We start from the raw sequence: 15,627 nt of genomic DNA on the forward strand, positions 1-15,627 counted from the left end.
GGAATCTTGAATCTAGATAATTGATCCCCCGTTTATCTTTTCCCTATTTTACAGATGATGTCGACGTTCCGACAATGGAGATGGACGGGGCAGCCGCGCCCACGCACTCAACGAGGAGGACCAGTGACGGAGAGCACGCACCTGCGCCTGCGGAAGTTCAACACGAAAGAGACCTACCCCGAGCAGAACCTCGACAACGACCTGTGTCAGGCGGTCGTGGCTGGTGGCGTGGTCTACCTGCGCGGACAGATCGGGCAAGACCTCGAGACGCGCGAATCGATCGGGATCGGGGACGTGGTAGCGCAGACCGAGCAGGCCATGCGCAACATCGACCTCCTACTCGCCGAGGCCGGGAGCAGCCTGCGCGACATCGTCAAGGTGACCGTCTACATCGTCGACCCGCGCTACCGCGAAGACGTGTACCGCACCATGGGGCGCTGGTTGCGTGGTGTGTACCCCGTCTCGACCGGGATCGTGGTGCAGGCGCTCGCCCGCCCCGAATGGCTCGTCGAAATCGATGCGACAGCCGTGCTGAGCGATGGGAACGCAGCATGACGTTCTCACTGCTCGTTCGAGACCCGCACACCGGCGAATTTGGATCGATCATTTCTTCCTCGTCCCCCGCGGTCGCGGCGCGCTGTGTGGCGCTCGCCGATCGGGTCGGCGGGGCGCACACCCAAAACGTCACCGATCCCCGTCTCGGGCCAGCGCTCATTGCGAGGCTCCGCGCCGGCGACTACGCGCAGCAGGCCGTGGATGCCGTCATCGCAGAGGCCGATCCCGCATTGATTCCGTACCGCCAGCTCCTCGTGCTCGACGCGGCGGGCACGACCGCCGCGTATTCGGGTAACCGTGCGCTCGGCGTGTTCGGGGCCGTGACCCGCGAGAACGCGGTGGCCGGCGGCAACATGCTCGCGAGCCTCGGGGTGCTCGACGCGCTCATCGACACCGCGCTCACCGCACCCGGGCAGCTCGAGGAGCGGCTCTTCGCAGCGTTCCGTGCTGCGCTCGATGCGGGCGGAGAGGAGGGGCCCGTGCACTCGGTCGGTCTCGCCGTCGTGCGCGACGCCGGCTGGCGGATCACCGACCTGCGTGTCGACTGGTCGGACGACCCCGTCGGCGAGCTGCGCGCGGCGCTGACCGAGTGGCTGCCGCAGCGCGACGACTACGTGAGTCGTGGGCTGAACCCCGCGGCCGCCCCGTCCTACGGGGTGCCCGGTGACGAGTGACGTGCGAAAGCAGCGCATCGCCGAGCGTCTGACCGCGGCCTTCCCTGAGCTTGTCGCGCTCTCGGACGATCTGCACGCGCACCCCGAACTTGGGTGGGAGGAACATCGTTCCTCCGCGGCCGTCGCGGCAGCGCTCCGCGCGCACGGGTTTGCGGTAGAGCACCCGTACCTGGGGTTCGACACCGCGCTGTGCGCGCGCGTCGAACCGAGCGGCCCGACGCGGTTCACCGTGGGCTTCCTGGCCGAGTACGACGCGCTCCCCGGCCTCGGGCACGCCTGCGGACACAATCTCATCTCGGCGATGGCGGTCGGCGCTGCCATCGCGCTCGCCGCGGTCGCGGACGAGACGGGTATCGCCGTCGAGGTGATCGGCACCCCCGCGGAGGAAGGCGGCGGGGGCAAGATCGTGCTGCTTGAGCGTGGCGCGTTCGCGAACCTTGATCTCGCCCTCATGGCGCACCCCGCGCCCGTCGACGTCGCGGAAGCGCGACCTTTCGCGGTGACGCACTGGCACGTGCAGTACGACGGCCGCGCCGCGCACGCCGCCGCCTACCCCGAGCGCGGAGTGAACGCGAACGACGCGCTCCTCATCGCGCAGGTGGCGCTCGGACTGCTGCGCCAGCAGCTTCCCGCTGGGGTGCGCGTGCACGGCGTGCAGACCCGCGGGGGCGAGGCGCCGAACGCGATCCCCGAGCGCACGGAGGCACGCTGGTACGTGCGCGCGGAGACCACCGAGCAACTCATCGATCTGGAGGCGCGGGTGCGTGCCTGCTTTGCAGCCGGCGCGCTGGCGACGGGCGCTGAACTTACGATCACCCCGGAGAGCGAGCGGTACGCGGAGATGCGCACGGACGAGGAGACGCTTGACCGCTACCGGGCGAACCTGCGGGCGCTCGGTCGTAGCTTCGACGTCGATCCGGCCGCCGCAACCATGAATCGGGCGTCGACCGATATGGGCAACGTGTCCCAGATTGTGCCCGCGATTCACCCCTACATCGGGGTCGGGGGCGACGCGAGCAACCATCAGCCCGCCTTCGCTGCGGCGTGCGTGGGTGAGCTCGCGGAGCGTGCGCTTCGTGATGGGGCCACCGCGCTCGCTTGGACCGCGCTCGACACGGCAATCGCGCGCACCGCCCAGGGGATGCCCATCCGCCCCGCCTGACCACCGACCACCAGCCAGAAACGGAGATGTCAATGTCGACGTCGAAGCCGCAGCGCGAGCTCAGCGATCTCGTCAGCAAGAAGAGCCTCAGGAAAAGCGTCGTCGCCGGGTCCATCGGCGTCTTCGTTTACTGGTTCGACTGGGCGGTCTACGCCTACCTCGCTGGCACCATCGCGACGGTGTTCTTCCCCGATTCCGATGGCACCGCGGGGCTCCTCTCCGCGTTCGCTGTGTTTGCTATCTCGTTCCTTGTGCGCCCCATCGGCGCGATCATCTTTGGTCGACTGGGCGACCGGCTCGGGCGGAAGCAGACGCTTTCGATCGTCATCCTTGCGATGGCGCTCGCCACGCTCGTGCTCGGCCTCTTGCCTGGATATCACTCGATCGGGATCCTGGCGCCCATCCTCCTCATCGTGACCCGGGTGGTGCAGGGGCTTGCCGCGGGCGGCGAGTTCGGCAGTGCCGCGGCGTTCCTCGGTGAGTTCTCGCCGACCCGGCATCGCGGCTTTGGGGTGAGCTGGCTCGAGGTAGGCAGCCTGCTCGGTTTCCTCATGGCCTCCTTCACTGTCGTGCTGCTGAACCTCGTGTTCACCACGCAGGAAATTACCGACTGGGCCTGGCGCATCCCCTTCCTGATCACCGTGCCGCTCGGCTTTGTCGGGCTGTACATTCGTCGCAAGATCGAGGACACCCCGGACTTCCAGCAACTGCAGCAGCTCGAAACGGTGTCGCACGCGCCCGTGAAGGAAGTGTTCCAGCGCAACTGGCGCGAATTCTTGCAGACCTCCGGCATGGAAATCTTCATGAACGTCACCTTCTACGTGGTGCTCGTGTACTTGCTCACCTACCAGGAGGTGTACATCGGGTTCGACGCGGGTCGCGCGGCGCTGCTGTCCACACTTGCCTCGGCGCTGGGCCTCATCATCGTGCCACTTGCCGGTGCGCTGTCGGATCGCGTGGGCCGAAAGCCCGTGCTGATGACCGCGGCAATCGCGCAGACGGCGCTCTCGATCCCACTCTTTATGCTCATGCAGTCCGGGGAGGAGTGGGCGGCGTTCGTGTCGACGCTCGGCCTCGCGCTGATTCTCGCCATCATTCTCGGCACACACGCGGTAACGGTTGTCGAGTTATTCCCCACCCGAACCAGGCAGACGGGCCTCTCGATTGCCTACGCGGTGACCGCAGCGCTCTTCGCTGGCACGGCACCGTACGTGCTCACCTGGCTGCTCGGGGAGACCGGCAACCTGCTGGTGCCCGGATTCTTCCTTGCCGCAGTGGGGGTGGTCGGAATTATCACGGTGCTCTCCATCCCCGAGACCCGCGGTACCTCGCTCATCAAGCCGCAGGATCTCGAAACCGCGACGGTCGACCTTCCCGCCGAACTTCTCGAACCCTAGCTCTCGGGCTCGCCGCGCTCGAATTCTCACCCAGCACCACAGAAAGAAGACGAAATGACTCGCAGTTTTGCTGAGTGGCAGCAGGCCGCTGCCGCACTGACGTTTGATGGTCGCCCCGTGATTGGGGGTGCGCGAGTAGACGCCGCCTCGGGCGAGCGGATCGCGAAGACGAACCCGGCAACGGGTGCCGTGATCTCCGAACTGCACGCGGGCGGGATCGCCGATGTTGACGCCGCGGTCGCCGCAGCGCGCACCGCCTTCGAAAGCGGGGCCTGGTCACGCGCCGGCGCCGCCTTCCGCCGCGAACGGCTGCTGGAGCTTGCCCGCCTGATCGAGGCACGCGCCGATGAGTTTGCTCTCTACGACACCCTCGACATGGGGAAGCCGATCCGAGAGTCGTCGACGATCGATGCGCCTGGATCCGCCGCGCTGTATCGCTTCTACGGGGAAGCGATTGAGAAGCAAGAGAACCTCATTCCCGTGACTCCACCCGGCTCGACTGCGCTCGTCACCCGTGAGCCGCTCGGCGTGGTCGCAGTGATTGTTGCGTGGAACTACCCCCTTGAGATTGCGACGTGGAAGCTCGCGCCTGCGCTCGCCGCAGGGAACACCGTCGTGGTGAAGCCTCCGGTCGAGGCGTCGCACTCGACGCTGCTGCTTGCTGAACTGGCGATCGAGGCGGGGATTCCTCCCGGGGTGCTCAACGTGGTGCCCGGGCGCGGGTCTCTGGTCGGCCGGGCGCTCGCCCTGCACGAAGACGTCGACATGCTCGCGTTTACCGGCTCGACTGAGGTGGCGAAGCAGCTGCAGCAGTATGCGGGGCAGTCGAATATGAAGCGGCTCGCGCTCGAGGCTGGTGGAAAGAGCTCGAACCTCATCTTTGCGGACTGCGAGGACCTCGGGCTCGCGGCGGAGAAGGCCGCGTTCGGCAGCTTCTACAACCAAGGCGAAGTGTGCTCGGCAAACTCCCGCATCTTCGTCGAGCGAGAGGTGTACGACGAGTTCCTCCGCCTCTACCGGGAAGCGGCGGGCGCGTATGCGCCGGGCGACCCGCTCGACCCGGCAAGTGGCATCGGCTCGCTCGTGTCCGAAGCGCACGCAGATACGGTCTGGGCCACGATTGAGAACGCGCGCCGCGATGGCACGATCGTTGCTGGGGGAACCCGGCCGGAAATCGCGGGATCGCGGGCGTTCATCGAGCCGACCATTGTCACCGACGTACCCGCCGACCATGAAGTGCACACGCGTGAGATCTTCGGTCCGGTCGCGGTGGTCACACCATTCGATACCGAGGCGGAGGCCATTGCGCGCGCCAACGAGACGCCGTTCGGGCTCGCGGCCTCCCTCTGGACGGGAAGCCTGGCGCGGGCGCATCGGGTGTCCGAGCAGCTCGTCGCCGGCACGGTGTCCGTGAACACCGTCGACGCGCTCGGGTTCACCACGCCCTTCGGTGGGTTTAAGCAGTCGGGCTTTGGTCGGGATCTGTCCGTCCACGCGCTCGAGAACTACACCGACTACAAGACGACATGGATGCAGTGGGGCTAGTCCCGCGCCCGAATCGGGGCTGCATCTGATCGCGAGATGCAGCCCCGCGAAAACCGCTATTTCACACCACTGTGTGCGACTGGAACGATGAACACCAACGGCGTCGCCGTCCGGTCAACGCCGACTGAGAGGAAAATCCACATGCCCCTGCAGCAGGAAGCCAGCACCACCGCTGAACAGCCCTCGAACATTCCGAGCGGCATCGCGGAGATCGCGAAGCGACACCTGGTCATGAATTTCACCCCCGCCAGTAAGTACCGGGACGACGAGCTTCCGGTGTTCGTGCGCGGTGAGCACTGCTCCGTATTTGACGAGAACGGCCGTCGCTTCTTCGACGGCCTCGCCGGACTTTTCTGCGTGCAGCTGGGCTACACGCACGGCGCTGAGGTGGGTGAAGCGGTGCGCGATCAGCTCGCCGCCCTGCCGTACCAGACCACCTGGAGCGTGGCGCACCCGCCGGCGGCGCTGCTCGCGCAGAAGATCGCCGAGCTCGCGCCGGGCGACCTGAACCGCGTGTTCTTCGCATCGGGCGGTGGCGAGTCGAACGAGGCGGCGATCAAGCTCGCGCGGCAATACCACATCACCCGCGGCGACCACGCGCGCTACAAGTTCATTGCGCGGCGCGTGGCCTACCACGGCACCAGCTTCGGTGCGATGTCGCTCAACGGCATGACCGATGTTCGGAAGATGTTCGAGCCCCTCATGAACGGCGTGCGGCACACGCACAACACCAAGCGATACCGTCGCCCCGAGGGGGAAACGGCCGAGCAGACCACGGCTTTCCTGCTCGCTGAGCTCGAGTCCCTCATCGTGCAGGAAGGCGCCGACACGGTCGCCGCGATCATCATGGAGCCGCTGCAGAATGCGGGTGGGAGTTTGATGCCGCCGACTCCCGAGTACTTCGCGGGCGTGCGTGCACTGTGCGACAAGCACGGCATCCTGCTGATCGCTGATGAGGTCATTACTGGCTTCGGTCGATTGGGATCCTGGTTCGGCTCGATCCACTACGCCTTCCAGCCCGACATGATCACGTTCGCGAAGGGCATCGCCTCGGCGTACATGCCCCTCGGCGGGGTGATCGCGAGCGATCAGATCATCGAGACCGTGCTTGACGGCCCGCTCGGCATGTTCAACCACGCGCTCACGTACGGCGGCCACCCGGTTGCGTGCGCGGCCGCGCTGAAGAACCTCGAGATCATGGAGCGCGAGTCCGTGGTGAGCAACGTGAAAGAGCTCAGCCCCTACCTGGCGGAGAAGCTCGGCGAGGTTGCCGCGAAGCACGCGGGCATCGTTGGCGACCTGCGCGGCGACGGCTTCCACCGCACCTTCGAATTGGTCACTGACCAGACTGCGAAGCGCTGGGCCGACACCCCGCTGAGCGCGGGCGACTTCGTGGGCGCACATCTGAACCCCGCACTCGCGGAGGCTGGGCTGCTGTGCCGCGTCGCGATTGACGCCGAGGGCAACCCGCTCGTGCAGCTGTCGCCGCCGCTCGTTGCGACCAAGGCTGACATCGACGAGATGGCAGGCCTCCTCGATCGCGCGTTCACCGCGGCGACGGCGAGCGCGGGCCTCTAGGCACTCGCTCCCACCTCGGGCGGGCGGGCCGGCACCGGCTGCGCCCGCCCGTCAAGAGTGTCTCGCGCGCATCATCCCTTCTGCAAGTCCAGCCCGAATCAATGAAGATCGAGGGAAACAATGTCCGACTATCCCCGGCTGAATACCGCGACAACGAAGATCATCACATTTGAGCGGAGACATATCCGCCCTATTCCTGAAGATGAGCGGCAGGGAACGTCCCGCGGTCTCTTCTTCATCTGGCTTGGCATGAACATGCTGCCGCTCACGGTGGTGACCGGCGCGCTCGGCCCGTCGATGTTTGGGTTGACACTGGGCTGGACGCTGACGGCAGTGGTGCTTGGCAACTTGATTGGTGGCTTTGGTGCGGCGCTTCATGCCTCTCAAGGACCAAAGCTCGGGATCCCGCAGATGCTCCAGTCTCGGGGCCAGTTCGGCTACTTCGGCGGGAGTTTGCTCGCGCTCTTCGCGCTGATCATGTTCCTTGGCTTCTTTGCTTCGAATCTCGTCGTCGCAGCGCAGAGCCTCGCAGTGGTGTTCAACAGTGACAATATCAACCTCGGCATCATTGTCTGTGCTGCTGTCGCTCTTGTCGCCGCAATATTTGGTTACGACGGGGTGCGCAAAGCGCTGGGATTCTTCTCAGTTTTCATCGGTGTGCTTGTGGTTACGTCGATTCTCATCGCAGTGAGTAACCCCGCTACGTTCCAGACCGAGCTTGAACTCGGCTACAACACCGCTGGGTTCTTTGGGATGGTTGCGATTGGAGTGACATGGCAGCTCGCATATGCGCCATACGTGTCCGACTACTCGCGCTACATGCCGAAGGAAACGGGGGCTCGGCCAGCATTCTGGGCAACCTACCTCGGCCTGGTCATTGGCACTGTGCTGGTCATGACGCTTGGTGCTCTGATCGGGCTGACCACCGCAGACGGGGATGCCATGGCCGCGCTCGGTCGACTGCTGGGGGGCTTTGGGCCAATTGTGCTGCTGGGGTTCGGGGTGTCGTCCGCGGTACTGAACGCTGGCAACATCTATTCGGGCGTGATGTCCTCCTTGACCGTGTTCGAAACAATCTCTCCCAAGATTCGGATCAGTACAGGCACTCGGGTGAGTATGACGGTGGTGTACGCGGTCCTTGCAATGACTGCGGCGCTGGCGGGTAAGGACAGCTTCCTCGTGTTCTTCAGCGACTTTGTCGCGATCTTGCTCTACGTTCTGATTCCGTGGTCGGCCATTAATCTCATCGACTACTTCGTCTTGGAAAAGGGCGAGTACGAGATTGACGACATGTTCCGTCGAGACGGAGGTCGCTACGGCAGGTGGAACACCGTGGGGCTCACCTGTTACCTGGTTGGCATTCTCGTGCAGATTCCGTTCATGGTGACGACGCTCTACACAGGGCCGCTTGCCGCGCCGCTTGGCTTCGTTGACGTTGCGTGGATCGTAGGGTTTGTGGTGCCTGGAGTGATCTACTATCTCTGGCGTCGAGCTCAGCGCTCATCCCGCGGCGCGCGCAGTTCTGCCCCCATGACTGAGTCTGCTGGCATTGCGGCGGAGCAAGGGGCCGCGAAGTGAATACGTACGATCTTGTCGTTACCGGAGCGCAGCTCTGGCTCCCGGAACAGTCACCATTCACTGCGCTCGCGGTGGGCGGTGGACGAATTCTCGCGCTCGGTACGGACGCCGAGATCTTGAGCGAGGCAGGGCCGGATACGCAGCACATCGACGCTGCGGGCCGAGCGGTGCTCCCCGGCTTTACGGATGCCCACGTCCACCCTCTCGCCGGTGGTCGCGCGCTCCTCGGGTGTGACCTCGAAACAGAACACTCCCGAGGTGGCTACGCCCGTCTCATACGCGCCTCGGCGCAGACGGCCGGCGAGTGGGTGGTGGGTTCCGGGTGGTTTGGTGATGTGTTCCCTGGCGGACTACCGACCGCGGAGGAGCTGGATGCGTTGGTCCCAGATAGGCCAGCTGTGATGACAAGCCACGACTCGCACGGAGTCTGGGTGAACAGCCGAGCAATGCAACTTGCAGGCATCTCGCGCGATAGTCACGACCCTCCCGCCGGTCGAATTGTGCGGGACGGACGAGGGGAGCCGACTGGCGTGCTGTTTGACACCGCCGGTGAGCTCGTCACGCGGCTGATCCCGCCGGCTTCCAAAACGGACATGCGCGCTGCGTTGCTGTGCGCTCAACAGCACCTGTTTTCACTAGGTATCACCGGGTGGCACGACGCAATCCTGGGGGCCTATCTCACGCTGCAGGACAGCGTGCCGACCTACATCGATCTGCTCGCTTCACGGGAGCTCCGGGGGCGGGTGAGCGGTTCGCTCTGGTGGTCACCTGGTGATGGACCAGACCGTCTGCCAGAAATGCTGCGCCGCATTCGCGCGGTGCGAGACGCTGGCTTCGCTGTTTCGAGCATCAAGATCATGCAGGACGGAATCTGCGAGAACTGCACGGCCGCATTGCTTGAGCCGTACGACGGCGTGCACCCCGAGGTCCGAGGCGACTCAGTTATTGCGCCAGATGACCTTGCGGAGATCACGGCCGGTCTCGACGCTCAGGGGTTGCGGGTGCATTTCCATGGCGTCGGTGATCGTGCAGTGCGGGAGTGCTTGGATGCTGTCGAGCACGCGCGGCAGATGAACGGAGCGGGCCAACCTCACCAGATTGCCCACCTCGATGTGGTCGATCCGGCTGACTTTCCTCGGTTTAAAGCACTCGGCGTCACCGCGAATCTGCAGCCGCTTTGGGCCCGCGACGACCAAGGAGATTCTTGAACGGAAGTACCCGCTCCTCGGTAAGGATCGCGTTCGCTATCACTTCCCCTTCGGATCGCTGCATCGCGCTGGCGCTCACCTCGCCATGGGAAGCGATTGGCCAGTTACCAGCCCTGACCCACTTTGGGGTCTCTACACCGCCTGCACTCGTACGGCACCACCTGATGACCCGCACGCATTGAATCCTGAGGCGAGGAAGACTGCGCAGCCCGAAGAACGATTGAGCCTTGAGACCGCTCTGCGCGCCTATACCTTGGGCAGCGCAGAGGCTTCGGGTTTCAGTGCGGAGGCGGGAAGTATCGAGAAGGGGAAGCTCGCGGATCTCGTCGTGCTCACCGGACCGCTCTCCGCAGCGGAGGATCTTGGAGCGCTTCGAGTAGAGCGAACCGTACTGGGCGGGGAAACCGTATTCTTGCGGGCGCCGTAGCGGGAGCAAAGAACACGATGAAGTCTCCCCGCCCGTTCTGATTTGCAGATTCCGCAGATAGGAAACGACTGTTCGCTATTCGCGGGTGCCTGCAATTGGCTAGGTCCTGTCAGCACTCACGCACTCCGGTCCAGCCGCGCGGGGTCCTGCGTCACTCGCGCACTTGCGCACCTCAGGCAATGACGCCATCAAGGAGAGAACATGTCACACGAACTGCCGGTCGTTACCAAGAGCTTCGTGCGTTTTGAACAGCAACACATCCTGCCGATCCCCGAGGATCAGCGTACGGGAACCCATTGGTCGACCTTTGCCATCTGGCTCGGGCTGAACATGATGCCGCTCACCGTAGTGACCGGCGCTGTGGCGAGCGGCTCGTATGGTCTGCCGATCGGGTGGAGCATCGCCGCGGTTCTCATCGGCAATGTGATCGGCGCCTTCGGCTCCGCGCTGCATGCGTCCCAGGGTCCGAATCTGGGTGTGCCGCAGATGCTCCAAGCGCGTGCTCAGTTCGGCTACCTCGGTGGCAGCCTGTTCGCCGTGATCGCGTTCATCATGTTCATGGGGTTCTTCGCGAGTATCCTGATCGTTGCGAAGGACGCGCTGGTGTCGGTGTTCCCGGACTTCAACGGCTCGCTCGCGATCATCCTGTTTGCCGCGGTGGGCATTCTGCTGTGCGCCTTCGGCTACGACCTGCTTCGTAAAACCATGGTGTACATCTCCTGGATCATCGGAATCGCGGTTGCCGTGTCAATGGTGCTGCTGTGGCTCCAACCCGAGATCACGAGCGCACGCGCCGACGCGCAGTTCACGATGGAGGGCTTCTTCGCGATGCTCGCAATCGGCGTGGTGTGGCAGCTCGCCTATGCCCCCTACGTCTCTGACTACACGCGCTACCTCCCCAAGGATTCCGGGCCGAAGGTTGCCTTCTGGAGCACGTACCTCGGCCTGGTGGTGAGTTCCGTGTTCGTGATGACGCTCGGCGTGCTGCTCGGCATCGCGAACCCAGACAACCCGCTGGCCGCGCTCGGCACGTACCTCGGCCCCATCGGGTTGCTCGTGTTGCTCGTGTTCGCGCTCACCTCCGCGCTCATCAACGGGGTTGAGCTCTACTCGGCGGTGATGAACGCGCTCACCGCGATCCAGTCGAGCTTCCGGGGCGTGGTCATCACCTCCCGGACGCGAGTCTGGACCACGGTCATCGCCGGCCTCGTGGCGACACTGATTGCGCTCCTCGGGCAGGGGAACTTCATGACGAACTTCGAGAGCTTCCTCACGCTGCTGCTGTACGTGCTGATCCCGTGGTCGGCGATCAACCTTGCCGACTACTTCATCGTGCAGAAGGGCGAGTATGTGATCGAGGATCTCTTCTCGCGCGACGGCGGCCGCTATGGGAAATGGAACGCGGTGGGCCTGTGGAGCTACCTCATCGGGCTTCTCGCTCAGGTCCCGTTCATGATCACGCCGCTGTTCACCGGACCCATGGCTGAGCCCATGCAGGGCATCGACATTGCCTGGCTCGTGGGCTTTGCCGTCACGATGATCGTGTACCTGAATCTGGTGCGGTCGAGTCGTGCCCGTGCGGTGTCCCGCGCGACGGAACGCGACGCGGCGCGCACCCAGGATGAGGCCGCCCGCTGACCCCCTCCGGATCGGGGTCAGTTGAGCAGGGTGTTGGGCGCACATCGCCCGCGACACCCTGCTCAACTGACCCCGATTCGCGCGTGAGGGTTAGAGGCGGGACAGCTCTCGACGCGGCCGAACCGCCACGTCGGTGATCTGCACGTCAGCGGGCGCGTCCACGACAAACCGGACCGCCGCAGCCACCGACTCGGGCCGGATGTAGCGCTCTGCATCGTACGCCTCGCTCGGGATCAGCCCGCGCAGCATCGGCGTATTGGTCTGGCCAGGCGCGATCGTTGCAACCCGCACCCCGTGCGGTACCTCGTCGATGCGCAGCACGTCTGCGAGGCCCCGAAGCGCGTGCTTGCTAGCGGTGTAGACCGCGCTCCCCGGTGCGGGCCGCGTGCTCGCGCCGGAGCCCAGGAAGATCACGGTGCCGGAACTCTCGCGCAAGAGCGGGAGCGTCAGCCGGGTGAGCTCCGCCGGCGCAGTCACGTTCACCGCGAAGTGGTCTGCCCAATCGCTGACCGCCGCATCCTCGACGCTCAACCCACGAGCAACCGCCGCCGCGTGCACGAGCACATCGAGCCGCTCGAGTGTGGCAACGCGCGCGGCGACCGCTGCTGCGTCACGAAGCTCGAGCGCCCAGGTCTCCGCGCCGGTCTCGGCTGACACCGCGGCAAGCCGCTCGGGATCTCTGCCCACCGCAATCACCCGGTGCGTGCCCGCGAGCTCACGAACGATCTCACGGCCCATGCCGCCGCTGGCGCCCGTGACGAGTGCGGTTGGTCGGTTATTTGCCATTAAAACTCCTGTTCGAGGGCGGCGCTGTTGGGTGCTGCGCCGTCTCCCTCCAGTGTCTCTTACTTGAGCTGCGGCTCGGCGCTGTCGTCGATTTCGAGCGGGGTGTGCAGATGTAGCCGCTCGCCGATCGTGTTGAAGATGCTGATGACCTCCGCCTTTCGGCAGCCTGCGGCGCGGATACGGTGCGGAGTCATCGTGTCGAACTCCGCGGCTTCCCCCGGCCCGAGTTCAAGCGTCTGCTCGCCGAGTTCGAGCGTCAGCCGCCCGGAGAGGACATAGAGCCACTCGGAGCCCTCGTGGATCTGCGCGGGGCGCACGGGGGCACCGGGGCGGTACGTGATCTTGAAAGCGCGCACGGCAGATGCCTCGCGAGTGAGTGGAGCAATCGTCATGCCACCGCGAGACACCGTCCCCCGGCGCACGCGCGGGTCGCGGTCGCGGTGGGGGAGGAGATCGTCAACGCGGATCCCTAGCTCGCGTGTCAGTGGGAGCAGGAGCTCGAGGCTGGCCTGGCGCTTGCCCGACTCGAGTCGCGAGAGCGTGCTTGCCGAGAGCCCGGCACGGGCCGCGAGATCTGCGAGAGTGAGCCCACGTTCTTGCCGTGCGGAGCGCAGGCGGGGACCCAGCTGTGCGAGTTCGTCCATCATTCACCTCTTTGCTAATAATGCAAACCTGATTGCCAGTATTGCAGACTGCAGGCAAGCTGGCCGCATGACTGAGCAGAACACTGACCTGGACTTCAGCTACGACGCCGTGATCATCGGCGGGGGAGCCGCGGGGCTCAGCGCCGCCCAGGCGCTGGGGCGATCGCTGCGCCGCACACTGGTAATTGACGGTGGTGCGCCACGCAACCGCTTCGCCTCGCACATGCACAACGTGCTCGGCCTCGACGGTACGCCACCGCACGAGTTGCTCGCGCGAGGTAGGGCTGAGGCCGCGGCCTACGGGGTGGAGTTCGTCACGGGGGAGGTGGGCTCCGTGCGCGAGGACGCCGGGGGCGTGCTGCTCGACGCCACGATTAACGGGGTGCCCCGCACCGTCGCCGCCCGCGCACTGCTGCTCGCCACCGGCGCGGTGGATGAGTTGCCTTCGGTGCCGGGGCTTGCCGAATACTGGGGTGGATCCGTGCTGCACTGCCCGTACTGCCACGGTTGGGAGGTGCGCGGCAGTCGGCTCGGCGTGCTCGCGACTTCACCGGGCTCGATTCACCAAGTGCTGCTCGCGCGCCAGTGGAGCGATCGGGTGACCGTGTTCGCGGCGGGGCTTGGCGTACTCGACCCGGAGACCGAGCGCCGCATGCGAGCCCGCGGCATGGAGATTGTGTGGGAGCCGGTGGAGGAGCTGCTCGGAAATGGGGCGAGCCTCACGGCTGCGCGCACGACGGACGGGAGCCTGCACGAGCTCGATGCCGTGCTCACGATGAGCGCGGTGCGGCCGCGCGATGCGGTGGTCTCGGCGCTCGGCCTGGCGCGCGCGGACACCCCGGTCGGGAGTTTCATCGCGGTGGATCCGGCAGGGCGCACGAGCCACCCCCGCGTGTGGGCCGCGGGCAACGTCGTGTCTCCCATGGCCACCGTACCGATCGCGATGGGCGGCGGCGCGCAGGCGGGCGGGGCGATGAACTGGGCGCTCGTGGAGGAGGACTTCGCCCGCGCGGTGGCGTAGGCGGTCACGTCGGCCGGCGGTGGTGCGGAGCTGTTGCGTGGATGAACGCTGCGAAAAAATTCACAGAAAAGCCTGTTGAAGTACCTTTTGTTGTCGTAGCATGTGCCCAAAGCATCACCAAGGTGGGCTTGGTGAGTCTGTACAAAGGGGTATGGCTTATGCGTGACGAACAAATTCGTACGGGGAGCAAGGCTGAGCGCCGAGGGTGGACGCGCGCGCGTGCACTGCTGGCGGGCGGGCTCGTGCTCGGGGTCGGGACGGCGGTCACTCTTGCCGCGTGGACCGACACTGAGTGGGTGCGCGGTGTATTCGGGAGTGGAACCTTCGGTATCGAGGGTTCGCCGAGCGGCACAAACTTCTCTGACCACCCAGTAACGGGTGCGCCAGCTGCGCTGACGTTCCAGATGAATGCAAACGCACTCGCGCCGGGAGACTCCGTGTACGCGGGGTACGCGGTGCAGCTCATTGCGGGCGCGACGAACCAGGCGAATGTGACACTCGCTACCGACTCGACGGACGCCATTACAGGAACGACGTCGAGCTTCGTGTACACCACCTCGGCGACGTGCTCGGCGAGCGCGTTCACCGCGGGGACCGACGCGAACGTGACGAGCTTCACACTCGCGGCTCCGGAAACTCCGAAGTTTGTGTGCTTCAAGGTGACCGCAGACAGCTCGTTGCCACAGGGGGCGACCGGTGAGATCGTGTGGACCTTCACCGCAGAGTCCGGCGCGGCCGTGTAGGTGACACGTGCGCCACGGTCAAACTGGCACATCGCGTCGAACTTGGGACGTCGGCCAGCGGGGGCGGTTCACACGCGTGCGGGCCGTCCTCGCGGGTGCGCTCGTACTCGGAGTGGGCGGGTCGCTCACGCTCGCTGCGTGGACTGACACGGAGACTGCGCAGGCGAACTTTGCCGCCAGCGTGTTCGCGATTCAAGGGTCAATCGACGGCACGACGTTTGCGGACCACCCTGCGGGAAGCCCCGCGGTGCTGAACTTTACCGTCGCCCCAACGGCGATGTCCCCGGACACGACGAGCTATGCGCGCTACACGGTGCGCACAACGCCAGCGTCAACGGTGGCCGGTGCGCTCTCGCTGAGCGCGGCGAGCGTGGGCGGCACCGGCCTCGGACCGTATCTCAGGTACGGGGTGGTGGCGATCGCCGGGAACGTGACCTGCAACGCGGCGGCCTTTGCTCCCGGAACGGGCACGGTAATCGTTCCTGCAGGGAGCCCGCTGACAACGGCTGGAACGGTAAATCAGCCGCTGGCGGCTGGGGGTGCAACTCCCGTGAGCTACTGCTTCGCGGTCACGCTTCCCGCGGGCACAGCGAACGCGGCCCAGGGTCTGAACGCTTCAGCAACGTGGACGTTCACCGGGACCTCAAACTCCTAGCAGCAGACGACGAAGG

Annotated in this window: 15 protein-coding genes; 13 read left to right on the top strand and 2 right to left on the bottom strand. The window is 65.4% G+C overall.

Features of this window, described 5'->3' with window-relative positions:
- Positions 1–123 precede the first annotated feature (123 nt).
- The 10 genes from D3226_RS01580 (at position 124) to D3226_RS01625 (ending at position 11,762) form a co-directional block, all read left to right on the top strand.
- Positions 124–555 carry a RidA family protein gene (locus D3226_RS01580; RefSeq protein WP_337248864.1) on the top strand — a complete coding sequence of 144 codons (432 nt, stop codon included), beginning with the start codon at positions 124–126 and terminating at the stop codon, positions 553–555.
- Entirely contained in the window at positions 552–1,229 is a 678-nt protein-coding gene (locus D3226_RS01585) for a DUF1028 domain-containing protein (protein ID WP_202380672.1), read from the top strand. The genes D3226_RS01580 and D3226_RS01585 overlap by 4 nt, the downstream gene beginning before the upstream one ends.
- On the top strand, positions 1,219–2,391 hold the full coding sequence (locus D3226_RS01590) for an amidohydrolase (protein ID WP_202380673.1): 1,173 nt from the start codon (positions 1,219–1,221) through the stop codon (positions 2,389–2,391). The genes D3226_RS01585 and D3226_RS01590 overlap by 11 nt, the downstream gene beginning before the upstream one ends.
- A 32-nt stretch (positions 2,392–2,423) precedes the next feature.
- Entirely contained in the window at positions 2,424–3,788 is a 1,365-nt protein-coding gene (locus tag D3226_RS01595) for an MFS transporter (RefSeq protein WP_202380674.1), read from the top strand.
- 54 nt (positions 3,789–3,842) lie between these two features.
- Entirely contained in the window at positions 3,843–5,333 is a 1,491-nt protein-coding gene (locus tag D3226_RS01600; protein ID WP_202380675.1) for an aldehyde dehydrogenase family protein, read from the top strand.
- 141 nt (positions 5,334–5,474) lie between these two features.
- Entirely contained in the window at positions 5,475–6,911 is a 1,437-nt protein-coding gene (locus D3226_RS01605) for an aspartate aminotransferase family protein (protein ID WP_202380676.1), read from the top strand.
- Between the two features lie 120 nt (positions 6,912–7,031).
- Positions 7,032–8,489, top strand: a complete 1,458-nt coding sequence (locus D3226_RS01610) for a purine-cytosine permease family protein (RefSeq protein WP_202380677.1) — start codon at positions 7,032–7,034, stop codon at positions 8,487–8,489.
- Positions 8,486–9,697, top strand: coding sequence for an amidohydrolase family protein (locus tag D3226_RS14540; protein WP_202380678.1), 1,212 nt, complete (start codon positions 8,486–8,488; stop codon positions 9,695–9,697). The genes D3226_RS01610 and D3226_RS14540 overlap by 4 nt, the downstream gene beginning before the upstream one ends.
- Positions 9,600–10,124, top strand: coding sequence for an amidohydrolase family protein (locus D3226_RS15130; protein ID WP_420029085.1), 525 nt, complete (start codon positions 9,600–9,602; stop codon positions 10,122–10,124). Before D3226_RS14540 ends, D3226_RS15130 begins: the two co-directional genes overlap by 98 nt.
- A gap of 201 nt (positions 10,125–10,325) precedes the next feature.
- On the top strand, positions 10,326–11,762 hold the full coding sequence (locus D3226_RS01625) for a purine-cytosine permease family protein (protein WP_202380680.1): 1,437 nt from the start codon (positions 10,326–10,328) through the stop codon (positions 11,760–11,762).
- 90 nt (positions 11,763–11,852) lie between these two features.
- Here D3226_RS01625 and D3226_RS01630 read toward each other — a convergent pair whose 3' ends face one another.
- Both D3226_RS01630 and D3226_RS01635 read right to left on the bottom strand, forming a co-directional pair.
- Positions 11,853–12,548, bottom strand: coding sequence for an SDR family oxidoreductase (locus D3226_RS01630; RefSeq protein WP_202380681.1), 696 nt, complete (start codon positions 12,546–12,548; stop codon positions 11,853–11,855).
- 59 nt (positions 12,549–12,607) lie between these two features.
- Positions 12,608–13,192 (bottom strand): helix-turn-helix domain-containing protein, encoded by a 585-nt coding sequence (locus D3226_RS01635; RefSeq protein WP_202380682.1) that lies wholly within the window; start codon positions 13,190–13,192, stop codon positions 12,608–12,610.
- 67 nt (positions 13,193–13,259) lie between these two features.
- On the opposite strand from D3226_RS01635, the gene D3226_RS01640 reads away from it, so the two are divergent.
- The 3 genes from D3226_RS01640 (at position 13,260) to D3226_RS01650 (ending at position 15,611) form a co-directional block, all read left to right on the top strand.
- A complete protein-coding gene (locus D3226_RS01640; protein WP_202380683.1) occupies positions 13,260–14,213 on the top strand; it encodes an NAD(P)/FAD-dependent oxidoreductase in 954 nt (317 codons plus the stop codon).
- Positions 14,214–14,371: 158 nt separating this feature from the next.
- Positions 14,372–14,956, top strand: coding sequence for a SipW-dependent-type signal peptide-containing protein (locus tag D3226_RS01645; protein WP_237462173.1), 585 nt, complete (start codon positions 14,372–14,374; stop codon positions 14,954–14,956).
- A 76-nt stretch (positions 14,957–15,032) separates the two neighbouring features.
- A complete protein-coding gene (locus tag D3226_RS01650; protein ID WP_337248865.1) occupies positions 15,033–15,611 on the top strand; it encodes a SipW-dependent-type signal peptide-containing protein in 579 nt (192 codons plus the stop codon).
- The last annotated feature ends 16 nt before the right edge of the window (positions 15,612–15,627 follow it).

This window comes from Leucobacter chromiireducens subsp. chromiireducens (genome assembly GCF_016758255.1).
Taxonomy (GTDB): domain Bacteria; phylum Actinomycetota; class Actinomycetes; order Actinomycetales; family Microbacteriaceae; genus Leucobacter; species Leucobacter chromiireducens.

Excerpts from the sequence above, each read along its gene's own strand:
- D3226_RS01585 (WP_202380672.1), top strand. The coding sequence starts at position 552 with ATGACGTTCTCACTGCTCGTTCGAGACCCGCACACCGGCGAATTTGGA.
- D3226_RS01595 (WP_202380674.1), top strand. The coding sequence starts at position 2,424 with ATGTCGACGTCGAAGCCGCAGCGCGAGCTCAGCGATCTCGTCAGCAAG.
- D3226_RS01600 (WP_202380675.1), top strand. The coding sequence starts at position 3,843 with ATGACTCGCAGTTTTGCTGAGTGGCAGCAGGCCGCTGCCGCACTGACG.
- D3226_RS01605 (WP_202380676.1), top strand. The coding sequence starts at position 5,475 with ATGCCCCTGCAGCAGGAAGCCAGCACCACCGCTGAACAGCCCTCGAAC.
- D3226_RS01610 (WP_202380677.1), top strand. The coding sequence starts at position 7,032 with ATGTCCGACTATCCCCGGCTGAATACCGCGACAACGAAGATCATCACA.
- D3226_RS15130 (WP_420029085.1), top strand. The coding sequence starts at position 9,600 with ATGTGGTCGATCCGGCTGACTTTCCTCGGTTTAAAGCACTCGGCGTCA.
- D3226_RS01625 (WP_202380680.1), top strand. The coding sequence starts at position 10,326 with ATGTCACACGAACTGCCGGTCGTTACCAAGAGCTTCGTGCGTTTTGAA.
- D3226_RS01630 (WP_202380681.1), bottom strand. The coding sequence starts at position 12,548 with ATGGCAAATAACCGACCAACCGCACTCGTCACGGGCGCCAGCGGCGGC.
- D3226_RS01635 (WP_202380682.1), bottom strand. The coding sequence starts at position 13,192 with ATGGACGAACTCGCACAGCTGGGTCCCCGCCTGCGCTCCGCACGGCAA.
- D3226_RS01640 (WP_202380683.1), top strand. The coding sequence starts at position 13,260 with ATGACTGAGCAGAACACTGACCTGGACTTCAGCTACGACGCCGTGATC.
- D3226_RS01645 (WP_237462173.1), top strand. The coding sequence starts at position 14,372 with ATGCGTGACGAACAAATTCGTACGGGGAGCAAGGCTGAGCGCCGAGGG.